Source organism: Jannaschia sp. L-14R (genome assembly GCF_056857695.1).
In genome coordinates this window covers 127,010-144,643 of record NZ_JBSXNP010000011.1, presented here as the reverse complement: position 1 = coordinate 144,643, position 17,634 = coordinate 127,010, and the positions used below count along the sequence as shown (strand labels likewise).

Here is a 17,634-nt window from a genome sequence, read left to right as displayed (position 1 = left end):
CCTTGGGGCAATCAAATGTTGTCAGGCGCAGACCCGAAACGCAAAAGGCCCCCGCGCCATGCAGGGGCCTTTGATCATTTATCCGTATCAGTCTGCGGTCAGAAGAGGAGGCTTCTTCTTGCTGATCCGGGGGGCACCCGGCTCCTCGATCCGCAGATCGAGAGCACCGTTCTTGACGCCGACCTTTACCAGCCCGCCTTTCGCCAGCTTGCCGAACAGAAGTTCCTCGGCCAGCGGTTTCTTGACGTATTCCTGGATCACGCGACCCAGGGGACGCGCGCCCATCTTGTCGTCGTAGCCCTTGTCGGCGATCCATTCGGCCGCCGCTTTGGTCAGCTCGATCGAAACGTTGCGATCCAGAAGCTGGGCCTCCAGTTGCAGCACGAACTTTTCGACCACCTGCAGGATCGTATCCTTGGGCAGCGCGCCGAAGCTGATGACTGCATCCAGACGGTTGCGGAATTCCGGTGTGAACGTGCGTTCGATCGCGGCGGTATCCTCGCCCTCGCGTCTGTGTCGGCCAAAGCCCAGCGGCTCGCGGGCAGCGTCGGAGGCACCGGCGTTCGACGTCATGATCAGAACCACGTTCCGGAAATCCACCGCCCGACCGTTGTGATCGGTCAGCTTGCCATGGTCCATGACCTGCAGCAGGATATTGAACACATCCGGGTGCGCCTTTTCGATCTCGTCGAGCAGCAGAACGCAATGCGGATGCTGGTCGATTCCGTCGGTCAGCAGACCACCCTGATCGAACCCGACATAGCCCGGAGGCGCACCGATCAGACGCGAGACGGCGTGCTTTTCCATGTATTCCGACATGTCGAAGCGCAGCATTTCCACGCCGAGGGTATCGGCAAGCTGCTTGGCGACCTCGGTCTTGCCGACGCCGGTCGGACCCGCGAACAAATAGTTGCCGATCGGCTTCTCCGGCTCGCGCAGGCCTGCACGGGCCAGCTTGATCGCCGACGACAACGCCTCGATCGCGGCGTCCTGACCGAACACCACGCGTTTGAGCGAGCCTTCCAGATCGCGCAACACTTCGGCGTCGTTCTTGGACACGTTTTTCGGCGGGATGCGGGCGATCTTGGCCACGACATCCTCGATCTCTTTCGTGCCGATGGTCTTGCGACGCTTGCTTTCGGGCACCAGCGCCTGCGCGGCCCCGGCCTCGTCGATGACGTCGATGGCCTTGTCGGGCAACTTGCGATCATTGATGTAACGCGCCGACAATTCGACCGCGGTCTTGATCGCATCGGCGGTGTATTTGATCGAGTGGTGATCCTCGAAATAGGTTTTGACGCCCTTCAGGATCTTCACGGTGTCTTCGACAGACGGCTCGTTGACGTCGATCTTCTGGAACCGACGCGCAAGCGCGCGGTCCTTTTCAAAGTGCTGACGAAATTCCTTGTAGGTCGTCGATCCCATTGTCCGCAGCTTGCCACCCGCCAGCGCAGGCTTCAGCAGATTGGAGGCATCCATCGCGCCGCCGGAGGTTGCACCGGCACCGATAACGGTGTGAATCTCGTCGATGAACAGCACCGCGTCGGGATGTTCCTCAAGCTCCGTCACGACGGCCTTCAGGCGCTCCTCGAAATCGCCGCGATAGCGGGTTCCGGCCAGGAGTGCGCCCATGTCGAGCGAATAGATCGTCGCACCCGACAGAACGGCAGGTACTTCACCCAGCACGATCTTGCGGGCCAGGCCCTCGGCGATGGCGGTCTTGCCCACGCCGGGGTCGCCCACCAGCAGCGGATTGTTCTTGCGGCGACGGCACAAAACCTGAATCGCGCGCTCGACTTCCAATTCGCGTCCGATAAGGGGGTCGATATCGCCCTTTACGGATTTCTTGTTCAGATCGACGGTATATTTCGCCAGCGCACTTTCGCGGTTCTCGGACGGGTTCGGACCCGCTTGCTCGGTGTCGCCGAAGCTGTCGTCGTCATCGGACCCCTGCACCGGGCGGTGATCCCCGAACTCCGGATCCTTGGCAACGCCGTGGGCGATGAAATTCACCGCATCATAGCGGGTCATATCCTGCTCTTGCAGAAAATAGGCGGCGTTGGATTCCCGCTCCGCAAAGATGGCGACAAGCACGTTCGCGCCCGTCACCTCGGTCCGGCCGGACGACTGAACATGGATCGCGGCGCGCTGGATGACGCGCTGAAAGGCGGCGGTGGGGACCGCTTCGGAGCCTTCGACGTCGGTGACCAGCGTAGACAGATCGTCTTCGATGAAATCCTCGACCGTCTGACGGAGCTCGTCCAGATTGACGCCGCAGGCCTGCATGACGCGGGCGGCATCAGGTTCGTCAATCAGAACCAACAGAAGATGTTCGAGCGTCGCTAGTTCATGGCGACGGGCATTGGCCTGCGCCAATGCGGCGTGAATGGCTTGTTCAAGGGTATTCGAGAACGATGGCATGATGTTCTCCTGCCTGTATGCGGTCCACGGGACTGTAGGCCGCGTTTCTTTAAGTTTTGGTTGTCATCTTCACGGCTTCAAGTCTTTTTATTGTTTTGTCGCCGATCCGTGACCTGTGGTGATAGCAGAGCGACAACTTTGTCGCCTTGTTGACCGTCAAAAGGCATCTTTGGCACAGCGGGCCGCGGCAAAGGTGTTTTCGTCCGATTGTCCGGTGGTTCCGGTCGCGGCCTTCAGCGAAGCCTCATGCGCGCGCAGGAACGGGTTTGTGTTGCGCTCGGTGTCGAGGGTGGACGGCACGCTGGGCCGGTTTGCCGCGCGAAGCCGCTCCACCTCGGCTTTTCGAGAGATAATGGCAGGATTATCCGGTTCAAGGGACAGGGCGAAGCGCAGGTTGGTGTCAGTGTACTCGTGACCCGAGGCGATCAGCGTGTCGCCCGGCAGAGCCGCGAACTGCGACAGGCTGGCATGCATTTGATCGGGCGTGCCTTCGAACAGGCGTCCACAGCCACCCGCCATCAGGCTGTCGCCGGTGAAGGCGAGGCCGTCGAACAGATAGGCGATATGGCCAATGGTATGGCCCGAGACGTCGATGATCCGGGCCTGCGCATCGCCGAGGGTCATCGTGTCGCCAGGCGAAAGTGCGTGATCCAGCGGCGGCAGGCGGTGCGCGTCCGATGCGGCTCCCCAGACCTGCGCGCCGGTTGCGGCAACCAGATCGGGCACGCCGTCGATGTGGTCCCAGTGGTGGTGCGTCAACAGGATGTCGGTCAGACTCAGGCCATTCCGGGTCAGTGCGGCAATGATCGGCGCGGCCTCGGGTACGTCGACCACGGCCACGCGATCGCCGGAGCGGATCAGATAGGCATAATTGTCCGACAGACAGGGAACGGTGATCAGGGTGTCGATAAGAGTCATGCAATTCTCCGCTGGCACGGCTAGCATGACATCTGCGGCTTGAAGGGCAACGGTCTTATGCATCTCGACGTTCTCGATCTGCGGCAGTTCTACTACCGCACCCGGCTGGGACGCGCCGCGCAGAAGGCAGTGCGCGACCGGCTGTTGGCGATGTGGCCCGAAGCCAAGGGCCAGACCGTCGTAGGGTTCGGATTCGCGGTGCCGCTGCTGCGGCCCTATCTGGCGGACGCGCGGCGCGTTGTCGGGCTGATGCCCGCGCCGCAGGGTGTGATGCACTGGCCTGCGGGCATGGTGAATGTCTCGGTTCTGGTCGAGGAGACGCTCTGGCCGCTGGAAACCGGTGCCGTGGACAAGCTGGTCCTGTTACATGGGTTGGAGACGTCGGAAAACCCGACTGCCGTTCTGGACGAATGTTGCCGCGTGCTGGGTCCGGGCGGGCGGGCGGTATTCATCGTGCCAAATCGGTCCGGCCTCTGGGCGCGGCGGGACAAGACGCCATTCGGCTTCGGGCGACCCTATTCGCTTGGTCAGCTGGAGGCACAGGTGAAACGCGCGGGGCTGGTGCCCGAACGCCATGCCGCCGCCCTGTTCGGGCCGCCGAGCGAAGGCAAGTTCTGGCTGCGCATTACGGGTTTCATCGAACGTCTGGGTCAGCGGTTATCGCGGTCGGGTGGCGGCGGAGTTATCCTGCTGGAAGTCTCCAAGCAGGTGCCTGCGCGGCCCCGGCCCGGCCTTGCGGCCCGTGTGCGACGTCCCCTGCGCGTGCTGGAAGGCGTGCCGGAGCCTGTCGCGTCGGGGCGAAGCGGCTGACGCGACCCGATGCGGGCGGAACTTGCCTGTTTATTTGTCGCGACGTCGCCCGTTCACCGGGTGACGCCCTTCTGGCCGCATTGGAAACCGTCGTGGGCGACAGATTGAATCAGTGGCTCAGGTCGGCCAGGACAAGAAGGGCCACCCCCAGGTTCAGCGCAAAATATCGGGCGGAATCACCAAAAAGTCCTGGTTTGGGCGAGCCGACGATCCGGAACAGCAGCATCGCGATCAGGGCTTCGGTCGGCATTCGGGATCCTCGGCGGCGTGACGTTCATGAGGGACGACAGCCTTCTTTTGGCCTGATCCGTGATCTGTCAGGCCGCGAGTATGGAAACCTTACTTTAGGGAAACTTTGCAGACTGGCTGAAGGTCATGCGCCTCGCCGGTGATGGCATTCAAAAGAAGGGGGCTATGGCCCTTCGGCGCTGTTGCAGGGTGCGAACCCCTCTGTTAGAGGAAGCGCGATTTCGTGATCTGCTCCTCTCGGGGACAGGTCTGACGTGGGTTGCCTCGGGGTTTGCCGATGACGCCCGAGAGACTGTCGAAAGGGTGGACGTGTCCGAACCAGCTTCGATTTCCATGGGGATCGCCGTGCGTTACGCGCAGGCCGTCTTCGACCTAAGCCGTGACAGCGGCGATCTGAAGAAACTTGAAGCCGACGTGACGGCGCTGGACGAGGCGATACGCGCTTCGCAGGATCTGCGCGATGTCCTGACCTCGCCGGTGATCACCCGCGAGGACCAGGGTAAAGCCCTTGGGGCGCTGGCGTCGCAGATGGGTCTCGGCACCGTTCTGTCCAACACTCTCAGGCTGATGGCCGGCAAGCGTCGCCTGTTCGTCGTGCCGCAGATGGTCGCCGTCCTGAAAGGCATGCTGTCGGACAATCGCGGCGAAGTCACCGCCGAAGTCCGGTCGCCCAAGGCCCTGACAAAAACCCAGTCCGACAAGCTGTCGATGGCCCTGAAAGAGTCGACCGGCAAGGACGTGAAACTAGATGTCACCATCGACGACGGCCTGATTGGCGGTCTCGTGGTCAAGATCGGCTCGCGAATGATCGATACGTCGATCCGCGCGAAGCTCAACGCACTCCAGAATACGATGAAAGAGGTTCGGTAATGGCGATCCAGGCAGCGGAAATTTCCGCGATCCTCAAAGATCAGATCAAGAATTTCGGACAGGACGCCGAAGTCGCCGAAGTCGGTCGCGTGCTGTCCGTCGGGGACGGCATTGCCCGCGTCTACGGTCTGGACAACGTCCAGGCCGGCGAGATGGTCGAATTTCCCGGCGGCATTCAGGGCATGGCCCTGAACCTGGAATCCGACAACGTCGGCGTGGTGATCTTCGGCTCGGACCGGGACATCAAGGAAGGCGACACTGTCAAGCGCACGAACTCGATCGTGGACGTGCCGGCCGGGAACGAACTGCTGGGACGCGTCGTCGACGGTCTGGGTAACCCGCTGGACGGCAAGGGTCCGATCAACGCGTCCGAGCGTCGCGTCGCCGACGTCAAGGCACCGGGCATCATTCCACGGAAATCGGTTCATGAGCCGATGGCGACCGGCCTGAAGTCCGTCGATGCCATGATCCCGATCGGTCGCGGTCAGCGAGAGCTGATCATCGGCGACCGCCAGACCGGCAAGACTGCCGTGGCGCTGGATGCGATCCTGAACCAGGCGTCCTACAACAAGGCCGCGGGCGACGACGAATCGAAGAAGCTGTATTGCGTCTATGTCGCCATCGGCCAGAAACGGTCGACCGTGGCCCAGCTGGTCAAGCGTCTCGAAGAGACCGGCGCCATCGACTATTCCATCGTCGTCGCGGCCACCGCCTCCGATCCCGCGCCCATGCAGTTCCTCGCACCCTACGCGGCGACCGCGATGGCCGAGTTTTTCCGCGACAATGGTCGTCACGCCCTGATCGTCTACGATGACCTGTCCAAACAGGCCGTGTCCTATCGTCAGATGTCGCTGCTCCTGCGCCGTCCGCCCGGACGTGAAGCCTATCCGGGCGACGTGTTCTACCTCCACTCGCGCCTGCTGGAGCGGTCGTGCAAGCTGGGCGACGAGGCGGGCAATGGCTCCCTTACGGCCCTGCCGATCATCGAAACGCAAGGCGGCGACGTGTCGGCGTTCATTCCGACCAACGTGATCTCGATCACTGACGGCCAGATCTTCCTGGAAACGGAACTTTTCTACCAAGGCATCCGTCCCGCTGTGAACACCGGTCTGTCGGTGTCGCGCGTCGGGTCGTCGGCGCAAACGAACGCGATGAAGTCGGTTGCCGGTCCGGTGAAGCTCTCGCTGGCCCAATACCGCGAAATGGCTGCCTTCGCGCAGTTCGGCTCCGATCTCGACGCCTCGACGCAGCAGTTGCTGAACCGGGGCGCGCGCCTGACCGAACTGATGAAGCAGCCGCAGTATTCGCCGCTGTCAAATGCTGAAATTGTCTGCGTTATCTATGCAGGCACCAAGGGCTATCTCGATAAGGTCGGGGTCAAGGATGTCGGACGCTGGGAAGCCGGCCTGCTGGCACATTTGCGCGGCCCGGCAAAGGATGTGCTGGACTTCATCTCCAAGGAAGATCCGAAAATCAAAGGCGATGCCGAAGACCGTATCAAGGCGGCTATCGACGATTACGCAAAGACCTTCGGGTAAGCGCCAGATATGCCCAATCTCAAGGACCTTAAAAACCGGATCGCGAGCGTGAAATCCACGCGCAAGATCACCAAGGCCATGCAGATGGTGGCCGCCGCGAAACTGCGGCGGGCACAGGATGCCGCCGAGGCGTCGCGCCCCTATACCGAACGGTTCAATGCCGTTCTGAGTGGATTGGCCGCGTCTGTCGGCGGGTCTGATACCGCGCCCCGGCTTCTGTCCGGGACGGGGTCCGACAAGACGCACCTGTTGATCGTCATGACATCCGAACGCGGTCTGTGCGGCGGCTTCAACGCCAATATCGCCAAGCTGGCGAAGACTCATGCCCAGAAACTTCTGGGTGAGGGCAAGACCGTCAAGATCCTGACGGTCGGCAAGAAGGGTCGTGAGTCGCTCAAGCGAGAGTATGGCCAATATTCGGTGGGTCATGTCGACCTGTCCGACGTCAAGCGGATTGGTTACTCCGATGCCGTTGGCATCGCGTCCGATGTGCTCAAGCGGTTCGAAGCGGAAGAATTCGACGTGGCGACGATTTTTTATGCGTCGTTCCAGTCGGTCATCGCACAGACGCCGACGGCACAGCAGATCATCCCCGCCAAGTTCGAAGACAGTGGCGACGAAGTCTCGACCCTTTACGACTACGAGCCCAGCGAAGAGGCGATCCTCGCCGATCTGCTGCCGCGCGGCGTCGCCACGCAGATCTTCGCGGCTCTGCTGGAAAACGGGGCGTCCGAACAGGGCGCGCGGACGTCCGCCATGGACAACGCGACGCGGAACGCGGGCGAGATGATCGACAAGCTGACCATCGAATACAACCGCTCGCGCCAGGCTGTTATCACCAGCGAGCTGATTGAAATCATTTCGGGCGCCGAGGCGCTTTGAGTACGGGGGTGCCGCGGCACCTCGACAGAAACCGGAGACAGACGACATGGCAAACGCAGTCGGAAAAATCACCCAGGTCATCGGCGCCGTCGTGGACGTCCAGTTCGACGACGAGCTTCCGCAGATTTTGAACGCGCTCACGACTGAGAACCACGGCAGCCGCCTTGTCCTCGAGGTCGCGCAGCATCTGGGCGAAAATACGGTCCGCACCATCGCGATGGATGCGACCGAAGGCCTTGTCCGCGGTCAGGAAGTGACCGACACGGGCGATCAGATCCGCGTTCCCGTGGGCACTGCCACATTGGGCCGGATCATGAACGTGACCGGCGATCCCGTGGATGAAAAGGGTGAGGTCAAGACCAAGGAAACCCGTGCGATCCACGGTGATGCCCCGACTTTCGCCCAGCAGTCCACGGCGACCGAAATCCTGGTGACGGGCATCAAGGTCATCGACCTCATGGCACCCTATACCAAGGGCGGCAAGATCGGCCTCTTCGGCGGTGCCGGCGTGGGCAAGACGGTTCTGATCATGGAACTGATCAACAACATCGCCAAGGTGCACTCGGGTCTGTCGGTGTTCGCTGGCGTGGGTGAGCGGACGCGTGAAGGCAACGACCTTTACCACGAGATGATCGAATCCGGCGTCATCGTTCCCGACGATCTGGTGAAGTCCAAGATCGCACTGGTCTATGGCCAGATGAACGAACCTCCGGGTGCGCGGATGCGCGTTGCCCTGTCCGGCCTGACCCTGGCCGAGCAATTCCGCGACGAATCCGGCTCCGACGTGCTGTTCTTCGTCGACAACATCTTCCGCTTCACGCAGGCGGGCTCCGAGGTGTCGGCGCTTCTGGGCCGTATTCCCTCCGCCGTGGGCTATCAACCGACGCTGGCCACCGACATGGGTGCCATGCAGGAACGTATCGCCTCGACAAACGCGGGTTCGATCACCTCGGTGCAGGCCGTTTACGTGCCCGCGGACGACCTGACCGACCCCGCGCCCGCCACCTCGTTCGCGCACCTGGATGCGACCACCGTTCTGGACCGTGCGATCTCGGAAAAGGGCATCTATCCGGCAGTTGACCCGCTTGGTTCCACCTCGCGTCTGATGGACCCGTCCATCGTGGGCGAGGAACACTACAACGTGGCCCGTGACGTGCAGGGCGTTCTTCAGCGTTACAAGTCGCTGCAGGATATCATCGCGATTCTGGGCATGGACGAACTCAGCGAGGAAGATAAGCTGGCCGTCGCCCGTGCCCGCAAGATCGAACGTTTCCTGTCGCAACCGTTCGACGTCGCCAAGGTGTTCACCGGGGCCGACGGCAAGCAGGTTCCGCTGGAGGAGACGATCGCAAGCTTCAAGGCCGTGGTCGCGGGCGAATACGATCACTTGCCCGAAGGCGCCTTCTACATGGTTGGCGGCATCGAGGAAGTGAAGGCCAAGGCCGAGAAGATGGCAGCGGAGGCCGCGTAAACCATGCAGTTCGAACTCGTCTCACCCGAGCGGCGGCTGGCGTCGAAAGACGTCAATGCCGTTCGCATCCCCGGCGCCGACGGGGACATGACCGCAATGGCTGACCACGCGCCGACCATTACGTCGCTTCGCCCCGGTATCCTGACGATCGAGACATCGAGTGGCGAAGACTCCTATGCCGTGACCGGTGGCTTTGCCGAAATCGGTGCGGGCGTCACCGTGCTGGCCGAACGCGCGCTTCACGTGTCTGATGTGACGCAGAAGGTCTACGACGACTGGGTTGCCGAAGCACATGTCGCCCACAAGGAAGCTGCCCCCGACTTCGTCGACTCTGCGGCCAAGCTGCTGGCGGACATGGTGGCGATGGGTGGCCATATCGGGCTGGACTCGAAACAAGCTAATCTTTGATCGCCCTGTCGGTGATAGGAAATACGGCAGACCCCGGAATATTTCCGGGGTCTTTGCTTTTTTGGGCGTGATTTCTGCATCTTTGCCGGTAAGTCTGGACTCGGCCCGAACGGGCCGGACGGGTACGAAAGCATGCGAAGACTGGCCAACCATCTGATCGGCGTCCAGCAGGGCAGCCGTGTCATGTTCTCGGATTTCGAGGACGGCGGTGCCATGTGGACGGGGACCGGTCCGCGCGAGGCGCGTGTTCGGATCGACTTCGACGAGTCGTTCAAATCAGTGCCCGCCATTCTGACCGGCCTTGCGATGTTCGACATGGACGAAGGTTCGAACCAGCGCGCAGATCTGACCCATGGCAATGTCAGCCCGACCGGCTTTGACCTGATTTTTCGAACCTGGGGGGATACCCGCGTCGCGCGCGTCCGCGCTGACTGGACCGCAATCGGCGAGGTTCGGGCGGAAGACGAATGGGACGTATATTGAAACCGATAGTGCGTTAGGGAATCCCCGTCAGATGCCCCCTGCATGCGCAGAACGGGGACGATGGCCCGAAAAGATCGGTTTCTCCAGGATTGATGTTTGAATTTGCGCGGATCGGCACAGAACCGATGCGTCACAGCTTGCAACAGGCAGTGAATGGTGCAGGACGGAAGTCGAAGGGTTTAGAACTTCGACAGTAGCACCGGTCGACAGTGACACCGGCCGGAGGCCATGGAAATCGGGAGACCACATATGCGCGATAATAACTTCCTGACCGGGATGAACGCCCGCCACCTGTGGCATCCGATGGCCCATCCCGGCGAGATGCAGGCCAACCCGCCTAAAATCATCATCGGGGCCGACGGTGTGTCGATCACCGATCTGGAGGGGCATACGACAATCGACGCGGTTGGCGGGCTATGGAATGTGAACCTTGGCTATTCGTGCCAGCCGATCAAGGACGCCATCGCCGCCCAACTGACGCGGTTGCCATATTATTCGGCCTTCAAAGGCACGACAAACGACGCGGCGATCGAGCTTTCGGTCAGGCTGGCCGGAATGTTCGGCCCCGACGGCATGACGCGCGCCTTCTTCACCTCGGGCGGGTCCGACAGCGTCGATACGGCGCTGAAACTGGCGCGGCAATATCATCGTCTGCGGGGCGAGGCGTCGCGGACGAAGTTCATCGCGCTGCGCAAAGGGTATCACGGCACGCATTGGGGGGGCGCATCGGTAAACGGCAACCCTGCCTTCCGCGAACCCTACGAGCCGCTGCTGCCCGGCTGTTTCCATGTCCCCGCGCCCTATGCCTATCGCAATCCCTTCGACGAGAGCGACCCCGAACGGCTGGCGGCCCTTTGCCTGAGTGCGCTGGAGGCCGAGATCGAGATGCAGGTGCCATCGACTGTGGCGGCCTTCATCATGGAACCGGTGCTGGGTGCGGGTGGCGTGATTGCACCGCATCCGTCGTTCATGCCGGGCGTGCGCGATATATGCGACCGCCACGGCGTGTTGCTGATCGCGGACGAGGTCATCACCGGTTTCGGGCGCACGGGCGATGTCTCCGGCGCGCGGCATTGGGGCGTGAAACCCGATCTGATGTGTCTGGCCAAGGCGATGACATCGGGGTATTTTCCGATGGGGGCGGTCATGGCCAACGACCGGCTGGCCGAAGTCTTCGAAGGCGACGGCGGCGCGATGATCGGCACCGGATATACCTACTCCGGCCACCCCGTCGGCTGCGCCGCTGCCCTTGCCTGTCTCGACGAGACCGAGCGTCTGACGCTCTGGGACAAGGCGGCCTATCAGGGCGCGCGGTTGAAAGCCGGGTTGCAGGATCTCGCGACCCGGCATGACGCTATCGGCGATGTAAGGGGCGAAGGTCTGATGTGCGCTTTGGAGATCGTGTCCGACCGGCAGGCCAAAACGATGGATCCGGCCCGGGCCGGACGCATTTTCGAGGCGACCTACAAGGCGGGTGCCATGGTCCGCTGGTCGGGCACGAACCTTGTCATGTCGCCGCCCCTGATCCTGACGGATGCGGACTGCGACCGCATCGTTTGCGCGCTGGATGAAGGGCTGGGCGCGGTCGGCGCGGCGTGAAGGTCTTCATCAACGGCTTCGGACGGATCGGACGGTCGATTCTGCGCGCGCATCTGAAGGGCGCCGGCACGGGCATTGAAGTGGTCGGCATCAACGACATCGCGCCGCTGGATACCTGTGCGTATCTGTTCAGATACGACAGCGTTTTCGGTCCTTGGCACGGCACGGTCGAAACGCAGGACGGTGCACTGGTCATCGACGGTCACGCGATCCCGTTTCACCGCACACCGGACCTGCGAACGCTGTCGCTTGGCGGCGTCGATCTGGTGATGGAATGCACCGGCCACGCCGACACCCGCCCCGAAGTCGAGCGTGGATTGCTGGCCGGGGCGGGCAAGGTGCTGATGTCCGGGCCTTCGGCTGTCGCCGACGCGACGATCGTGCTGGGGGCGAACGATGCGATGCTGGACCTCGCCCACCGCATCGTCTCGAACGCCAGCTGCACCACCAACGCGGTCGCCCCGCTGCTTGCCGTTCTGGACGCGAGGTTCGGTGTGGTGGCCGGGTCGATGACGACAATCCACTGCTACACCGGCAGCCAGCCGACGGTGGACATGGCGCTGGGTGGTCCGCTGGCCCGATCCCGCGCCGCAGCGCTCTCGATGGTGCCGACAACGACCAGCGCCGGGCGTCTGGTCGATCAGGTTCTGCCGCATCTGGCCGGGCGCGTGCCCTGCCAGTCGGTGCGTGTGCCGGTGGCCAGCGTGTCCGCCGTGGATCTTTCGTTTCTGCCGGGACATCCTGCGACGGTGGATCAGGTGAACGGCGCGCTGCGGGCTGCGGGCGGCGTTATCGGTGTCGAGGACGAACCGCTCGTGTCCTCGGACCTGCGCGGCCGGTCCGAGAGCTTCATTCACGCCAGCGGCGAGACGCGCGTGGCCGAAGGCGGTCTGGTCCGGGTCTTCGGCTGGTATGACAACGAATGGGGCTTCGCGAACCGGATGCTGGAACTTGGCCTCAGGATGGACGGGTAAGACGCAGCACCCCAGCGGGCGCAAGATCGTGGTCATCGAAACTGCGCGGTTCGGCGGCGTAGTTGAAGACGAAGCGTTCGTTTCCGGTATCCCGTATCCGCAACCCGTCCGGCAGGTCGCGCACGTCCAGCCCGGCCTCATGCGCCAGATCCCGCAGGATACGCCGGGCCGCAGACAGGTCGGGCCAACCCGCCAGATGCAGGCGTTTTCCGCTGCGGATCAGAACCGGGACCCCATCGGTCGTCGCCTCCACGACCTGCGCCGAGGTTTCCAAATGTTCAAGCCAGAGCGTCACCTTGCCGCCGTTCCACAGGTGGCGTTCCGCGAAGGGCGGAAACGTCTCCTCCATGGTCGACGTCGCCGCCAAGCCCGGAAGATCGGGCCCCATCGGCACCGGTATTGCCAGCTCCGGCGTTTTGAGATCGGTGCGCGGCCCGGTCACCACCAGGCCCTCGGCGGCGTCGATTGCGGCGCGCAGGGGATCGCCGATCGTCAATAACCCCGGCACCAAAGTCAGGGCATAGCCGTCCAGACTGGCCGTATCAGGCGGTAATATATCGACGGACAGACCCAGCGACCGCAGCGCGCGATACATCTCGAAACACAAGGTGAAGTGATCGAAGCCCACACCCTGCGGCTGCACCTCCCACGCCCATTGCGAAACATAGTCGAAGATCAGCGCGACCGGGGCCTGCGCTGGCACCACGTCGGGCGCATCGGCCAGTTCGCGAGCGACCTGAGCGGCCTCGGCAAAGCCGGGCGCTTCGCTGCTATCGGGACGCAGAAGACCGGCGTGTTGCTGCTCCTGTGCCTGGGGAAACTGTCGCCAGCGGAACCAGCAGACTGCCTCTGCGCCATGGGCGAATGCCTCCCACGACCACAGGCGCACCATGCCGGGCAGGGGTGCCGGGTTCCACGGCGCCCAGTTCACCGGACCGGGCTGCTGTTCCATGATCCACCAGCGGCCAGTTCCCACGCTGCGATAGAGATCGTGGTGAAACGCCTGAAAATCCGGGTCGCCCTGGCGCAGAAAGGCGGCCGTGTCACCGCCTGGCACGCGGTCCAGCAGGAAGCCGAGAGGATAGCTGTCCCAGGTCGCGATTTCCATCTGACGACCCGTTTCGAAATGATCGAAGTCAGTCACGCGCCCCATGTAGTTGTGCGAAACCGGCGCATCGGAATGGGCGCGGATGGCGTCGGCCTGAGCGGCGTTCCAGCGAATGACCTGATCGCTGCTGAAGCGGCGGAAGGCCAGCGCGTGCGCCGGATTCGGTTCGGTCACGGTCAGGTTGGGAAGGCCGATCTGATCAAAGCTGTCGTAGTGCATGGACCAGAATATGTTGCCCCATGCGTCATTCAGGTTCCGGACGGTCCCGTACCTGTCTTTCAGCCATATGCGAAAAGCGTCGCGCGCGGCAGGCGAATAACTGACTGTCGTATCATGGCACCCGTATTCATTGTCGATCTGCCAGGCCGCGATCCGGTCGCCATAGCGTTCGGCCATCTGTCCGGCCATCCGCGCCGCATCGTCCCGGTAGCCGTCATGGCTGAAGCAATAATGCCGCCGCGACCCGAAACCGCGCGGTCGCCCTTCGATATCATGGGCCAGCATGTCGGGGTGTCGGTCCAGCATCCAGCGGGGCGGCGTGGCAGAAGGCGTGCCCAGCACAACGGACAGCCCGGCATCGGTCAGCACGTCCACGGCGCGGTCCAGCCAATCCCAGCGGTAATCGCCGAACGAAGGCTCCAGCAGGCTCCAGGCGAACTCTCCGATCCGCACCCACGTCAGGCCCAGATCGGCCATCCGACGGGCGTCATCGGGCCATTGCGTCCGGGGCCAGTGTTCCGGGTAGTAGCAAGTGCCGAGCGTGCGTTTCACAAGATCACCCTATGCTCGGGCAAGCCCTTGACGGGCACGTCGGCGACCCATGTGCAGCCACCACCGGGTTGATGGTCCAGTGCGCCGTCCTCCAACCCCGTTGTAGCCGAGGTGACGAACATCTGGCGCAGATTGTCGCCACCGAACGCGGGGCATGTTGTATGGGCCGCGCCACACGACAGCGCCATGCGGAACCGCCCGTCGGGTCCGTGGCAGGCTACCCGCCAGCCGCCCCATTGTGCGATCCAGACGTTGCCCTGCGCATCGCAGACCGCGCCGTCGGGGACGATGCCCACGCCCGAGAAATCAATAAATATCTCCGGCTTGCCCGACGGCCATCCGGCGCGGTCGATGTGCTGTTTCCAGACCGCGCCCTTGGCCGTGTCGGCGAAATAAGCGGTGTCGCCATCGGGCGAGAAGCAGATCGAATTGGGGATTGTCACGTCCTGGTAGATCTTGCGAACCTCGCCCCGGAAATAGCGATAGATCGCGCCCGCGCCCGGTTCGGCATTCCGGCCCATCGTGCCGATCCAGAAGCCCCCCAGAGGATCGGCGCGGCCATCGTTGGATCGCGTGTCGGGGCGGTCGGCTTCCAGCGGTACGATCTTTTTGCGGTCGCCCGATGCGATGTCGAACTGCCATAGCGCGGATTCTCCCGCCACCATCAACGTGTCGCGGTCTATCCAACCGGCGGCGGAGACGGTTTCGTCCCATGTCCAGTCGAGCGGTGTGCCGTCGTCGCGCGACAGCAGTCTATTTTCCAGAATATCAAACCAGAACAATTGATTGCGCTCCGGGTGCCAGAGCGGCCCTTCGCCCAGGGTACAGACGCGATCATCGTGGATGCGAACAGGGGTCATACCAGGACGCCAGCCCCGGCGGCTTTGTCATAGGCGGCCACGATGCGATGCGCGCGGCTGGCGATATCCTCGATGGGCAGGCCCGGAACATAGCAAGCGGTGCCAAGACCGAATCCGTCTGCCCCGGCGCCCAGCCATTCTGCGAAATTTTCAGGCCCCGCGCCCCCGACGGCATAAACCTTTGTTCCGGCGGGCAAAACAGCGCGCATCGCCATAAGGCCCGACGGTCCGGCCATGGCACCGGGAAACAGCTTCAGCCCGGTCGCACCGGATTTGAGGGCCGCGAAGGCCTCGGTCGGGGTGAAGATGCCGGGCCAGCTTTGCAGATCGGCAGCGCGGGTTGCTGCGATGACTTCGGGATCGGCGTTGGGTGACACGATCAGCTTGCCCCCGGCTTCCGCGACGGATTGTACCTCGGCCGGGGTCAGCACGGTCCCCGCACCGATCAGGGCGCGGTCGCCATGGGCATCGGCCATGGCCGCGATGGACGACAGCGGTTCGGGGGAATTCAGCGGTACCTCGATCATGGTGATCCCGGCGTCGATCAGGGCAGCGCAGGCGGCAATTGCGTCATCGGGCGTGATGCCGCGCAGGATGGCAATCAGGGGACGTGTCATGGATGCTCCTTGGCGGCGGTCAGACCGGCGAGCGTCATCTCGTCGGCGGGCAGGATACGAGGGGTAAGCCCTTGGGATTTCAGGGCGCATTCATAAGCTCGAGTGGTCTTGGGCGATCCGGTCAGCACAACGTCGCGCCCCAGCCACCATGGTTTGGTGGCTGCCAGTTCCGATCCGATCAAGAGGCCTGACAGGATGGAGCGCCCGATGGCGGCGTCCTGCCCATGCAACAGGTCGGCTGCACGCAATTCGAACAGACGGGCGGTCAGATGTTCGGGGCGGGACAGGGTATCGGAGACGGCGGAGAGAAAGGTGTCTTCGTCCCAGCCGTGGCCCGTCAGAGAATGACGTAAAACAGAATGATTGGAAATGGTTGCGAAGAGTTCGCCGGTCATCACGGTACGGAAGCTGACGATTTCTCCGGCGCTGATGTGGGCCCATTTCGTATGCGTGCCAGGCAGGCAGGCGACGCCGTCCAGGTCACTGATATTGCGTAAAATTCCTGCAATCTGAGTCTCTTCCCCGCGCATGACGTCGGGGTGCGGCGACACCTGCCGGACACCCGGCACGATGCGAACGTCGAGACGGGGGTCGGTGGTCTCGACCCGCAGCAATCCGCCATCCAGTGGCGAGCAGGGAACGGTGCGGTAGGCAGCTTCGGCCCAGCCCTGTCGCGCACCGGCCATGCCGCAGATGAAAACCTGAATGTTTCCTTCGATCCAATCGTCCGCGAGGGAAATAAACGTCGGCTCGAACGCCTCGCGGGTCAAGGCATTCATGCCATCGCCGCTGGCGCGCGTGTCCAGCGGGCGGTCGCCCGACATGAGAGTGATACGAAGGGCGGTCGTGCCCCAGTCAACGGCGATCCAACGGGTCATATCAGCCTGTTACCACGACGCCGCCGTCCACGACCATGGCCTGCCCCGTCATCATGCGGGACGCGTCGGAGGACAGAAAAAGCGTAGGGTTAACAATGTCCTCCGGTTTCAGGTAGTCCTTGAGGCACTGTCGCTCCAGATGCGCGGCGAGGCTGTCTGGATCGGCCCAGAGGTCCAGCTGCTTCTGCGTCAGGACCCAGCCGGGGGCGAGGGCGTTGACGCGGATGCGGTCAGGGCCGAATTCCCGCGCGAGGGATCGCGTCATGCCTGTGATGCCGGCGTTTGCGGCGGTGTAGATCGGATAGCCGGCGTTGCCCATCATGTAGGAGACCGAGGAAAAGTTGACGATGTGTCCGTAGCCAACTGATTTCATGTATGAAATCGCATGCTGGCAGGCAAAGAAATAGGCTTTTAGGTTGATCGCCACCGACCAGTCCCAGAAGTCCTCGTCGACCTGCTCAGTGGTGTGACGCTTGTCGTTGGCGGCGTTGTTGACAAGCCGCGTAATCGGGCCGTGGGCGGCGGCGGCGGTGTCGATTGCGGCGCGCAGGGCGGCGACGTCGGTAATGTCGCCCTGAATGAAAAGCGGTTTGTTGCCCGTAGCTTGCGCAACCTTCTCGACAAACCCGGACGCATCGGACCGTCCGATAAAGGCGACCTTTGCGCCCTGTCGCAGGAAGCCTTCGGTCAGGTCCGCGCCGATGCCGGATCCGCCCCCGGTTATGAAGACGGAGGCGCCGTTCAGGTCGGGATATGTGGCTGTCTGGGTCATGAATT

General features: G+C 62.9%; 17 protein-coding genes. 9 read left to right on the top strand and 8 right to left on the bottom strand.

The genetic code is table 11. From position 1 onward, the window contains the following. Nucleotides 1-87: 87 nt before the first annotated feature. Together clpA and gloB are read right to left on the bottom strand one after the other, a co-directional pair. Nucleotides 88-2,421: an ATP-dependent Clp protease ATP-binding subunit ClpA gene (gene clpA / locus AC13C2_RS13365; RefSeq protein ID WP_092760350.1), complete on the bottom strand. Its 2,334-nt coding sequence runs from the start codon at nucleotides 2,419-2,421 to the stop codon at nucleotides 88-90. A gap of 156 nt (nucleotides 2,422-2,577) precedes the next feature. Next, a complete protein-coding gene (gene gloB / locus AC13C2_RS13360; protein ID WP_482887098.1) occupies nucleotides 2,578-3,339 on the bottom strand; it encodes a hydroxyacylglutathione hydrolase in 762 nt (253 codons plus the stop codon). Nucleotides 3,340-3,396: 57 nt separating this feature from the next. Here gloB and AC13C2_RS13355 point away from each other — a divergent pair, with 57 nt between their 5' ends. Further along, nucleotides 3,397-4,149 (top strand): class I SAM-dependent methyltransferase, encoded by a 753-nt coding sequence (locus AC13C2_RS13355; protein ID WP_092760354.1) that lies wholly within the window; start codon nucleotides 3,397-3,399, stop codon nucleotides 4,147-4,149. Nucleotides 4,150-4,258: 109 nt separating this feature from the next. On the opposite strand, the gene AC13C2_RS13350 is transcribed toward AC13C2_RS13355, so the two are convergent. Next, entirely contained in the window at nucleotides 4,259-4,399 is a 141-nt protein-coding gene (locus AC13C2_RS13350) for a hypothetical protein (protein ID WP_339640205.1), read from the bottom strand. A gap of 308 nt (nucleotides 4,400-4,707) precedes the next feature. Between AC13C2_RS13350 and AC13C2_RS13345 the strand changes: the two genes are divergently transcribed. The 8 genes from AC13C2_RS13345 (at nucleotide 4,708) to AC13C2_RS13310 (ending at nucleotide 12,623) form a co-directional block, all read left to right on the top strand. Next, the gene (locus tag AC13C2_RS13345; protein WP_092760356.1) at nucleotides 4,708-5,268 is read left to right on the top strand and encodes a F0F1 ATP synthase subunit delta; all 561 of its coding nucleotides are present in this window, start codon (nucleotides 4,708-4,710) and stop codon (nucleotides 5,266-5,268) included. Then, nucleotides 5,268-6,806, top strand: a complete 1,539-nt coding sequence (gene atpA, locus AC13C2_RS13340; protein WP_092760358.1) for a F0F1 ATP synthase subunit alpha — start codon at nucleotides 5,268-5,270, stop codon at nucleotides 6,804-6,806. Before AC13C2_RS13345 ends, atpA begins: the two co-directional genes overlap by 1 nt. Nucleotides 6,807-6,815: 9 nt before the next feature. Further along, on the top strand, nucleotides 6,816-7,688 hold the full coding sequence (locus AC13C2_RS13335) for a F0F1 ATP synthase subunit gamma (RefSeq protein WP_092760360.1): 873 nt from the start codon (nucleotides 6,816-6,818) through the stop codon (nucleotides 7,686-7,688). Between the two features lie 46 nt (nucleotides 7,689-7,734). After that, nucleotides 7,735-9,159: a F0F1 ATP synthase subunit beta gene (gene atpD, locus AC13C2_RS13330; protein ID WP_482887097.1), complete on the top strand. Its 1,425-nt coding sequence runs from the start codon at nucleotides 7,735-7,737 to the stop codon at nucleotides 9,157-9,159. 3 nt (nucleotides 9,160-9,162) lie between these two features. Continuing rightward, nucleotides 9,163-9,567, top strand: coding sequence for a F0F1 ATP synthase subunit epsilon (locus tag AC13C2_RS13325; RefSeq protein WP_092760364.1), 405 nt, complete (start codon nucleotides 9,163-9,165; stop codon nucleotides 9,565-9,567). Nucleotides 9,568-9,699: 132 nt separating this feature from the next. Beyond that, nucleotides 9,700-10,050: an H-type lectin domain-containing protein gene (locus AC13C2_RS13320; protein WP_092760366.1), complete on the top strand. Its 351-nt coding sequence runs from the start codon at nucleotides 9,700-9,702 to the stop codon at nucleotides 10,048-10,050. Between the two features lie 249 nt (nucleotides 10,051-10,299). After that, entirely contained in the window at nucleotides 10,300-11,649 is a 1,350-nt protein-coding gene (locus AC13C2_RS13315; RefSeq protein WP_482887096.1) for an aminotransferase class III-fold pyridoxal phosphate-dependent enzyme, read from the top strand. Further along, entirely contained in the window at nucleotides 11,646-12,623 is a 978-nt protein-coding gene (locus tag AC13C2_RS13310; RefSeq protein ID WP_482887095.1) for a type I glyceraldehyde-3-phosphate dehydrogenase, read from the top strand. Before AC13C2_RS13315 ends, AC13C2_RS13310 begins: the two co-directional genes overlap by 4 nt. On the opposite strand, the gene AC13C2_RS13305 is transcribed toward AC13C2_RS13310, so the two are convergent. The 5 genes from AC13C2_RS13305 to AC13C2_RS13285 are packed head-to-tail and all read right to left on the bottom strand — an operon-like array spanning nucleotide 12,607 to nucleotide 17,629. Further along, entirely contained in the window at nucleotides 12,607-14,502 is a 1,896-nt protein-coding gene (locus AC13C2_RS13305; protein WP_482887094.1) for a beta-galactosidase, read from the bottom strand. The genes AC13C2_RS13310 and AC13C2_RS13305 overlap by 17 nt on opposite strands. Then, on the bottom strand, nucleotides 14,499-15,362 hold the full coding sequence (locus tag AC13C2_RS13300) for an SMP-30/gluconolactonase/LRE family protein (RefSeq protein WP_482887093.1): 864 nt from the start codon (nucleotides 15,360-15,362) through the stop codon (nucleotides 14,499-14,501). The genes AC13C2_RS13305 and AC13C2_RS13300 overlap by 4 nt, the downstream gene beginning before the upstream one ends. Beyond that, nucleotides 15,359-15,979 carry a 2-dehydro-3-deoxy-6-phosphogalactonate aldolase gene (locus tag AC13C2_RS13295; RefSeq protein ID WP_482887092.1) on the bottom strand — a complete coding sequence of 207 codons (621 nt, stop codon included), beginning with the start codon at nucleotides 15,977-15,979 and terminating at the stop codon, nucleotides 15,359-15,361. The genes AC13C2_RS13300 and AC13C2_RS13295 overlap by 4 nt, the downstream gene beginning before the upstream one ends. Continuing rightward, complete coding sequence (locus AC13C2_RS13290; RefSeq protein WP_482887091.1) at nucleotides 15,976-16,857, bottom strand: 2-dehydro-3-deoxygalactonokinase; 882 nt, start codon at nucleotides 16,855-16,857, stop codon at nucleotides 15,976-15,978. The genes AC13C2_RS13295 and AC13C2_RS13290 overlap by 4 nt, the downstream gene beginning before the upstream one ends. A gap of 1 nt (nucleotide 16,858) precedes the next feature. After that, complete coding sequence (locus AC13C2_RS13285; protein ID WP_339640187.1) at nucleotides 16,859-17,629, bottom strand: SDR family NAD(P)-dependent oxidoreductase; 771 nt, start codon at nucleotides 17,627-17,629, stop codon at nucleotides 16,859-16,861. Between the last annotated feature and the right edge of the window lie 5 nt (nucleotides 17,630-17,634).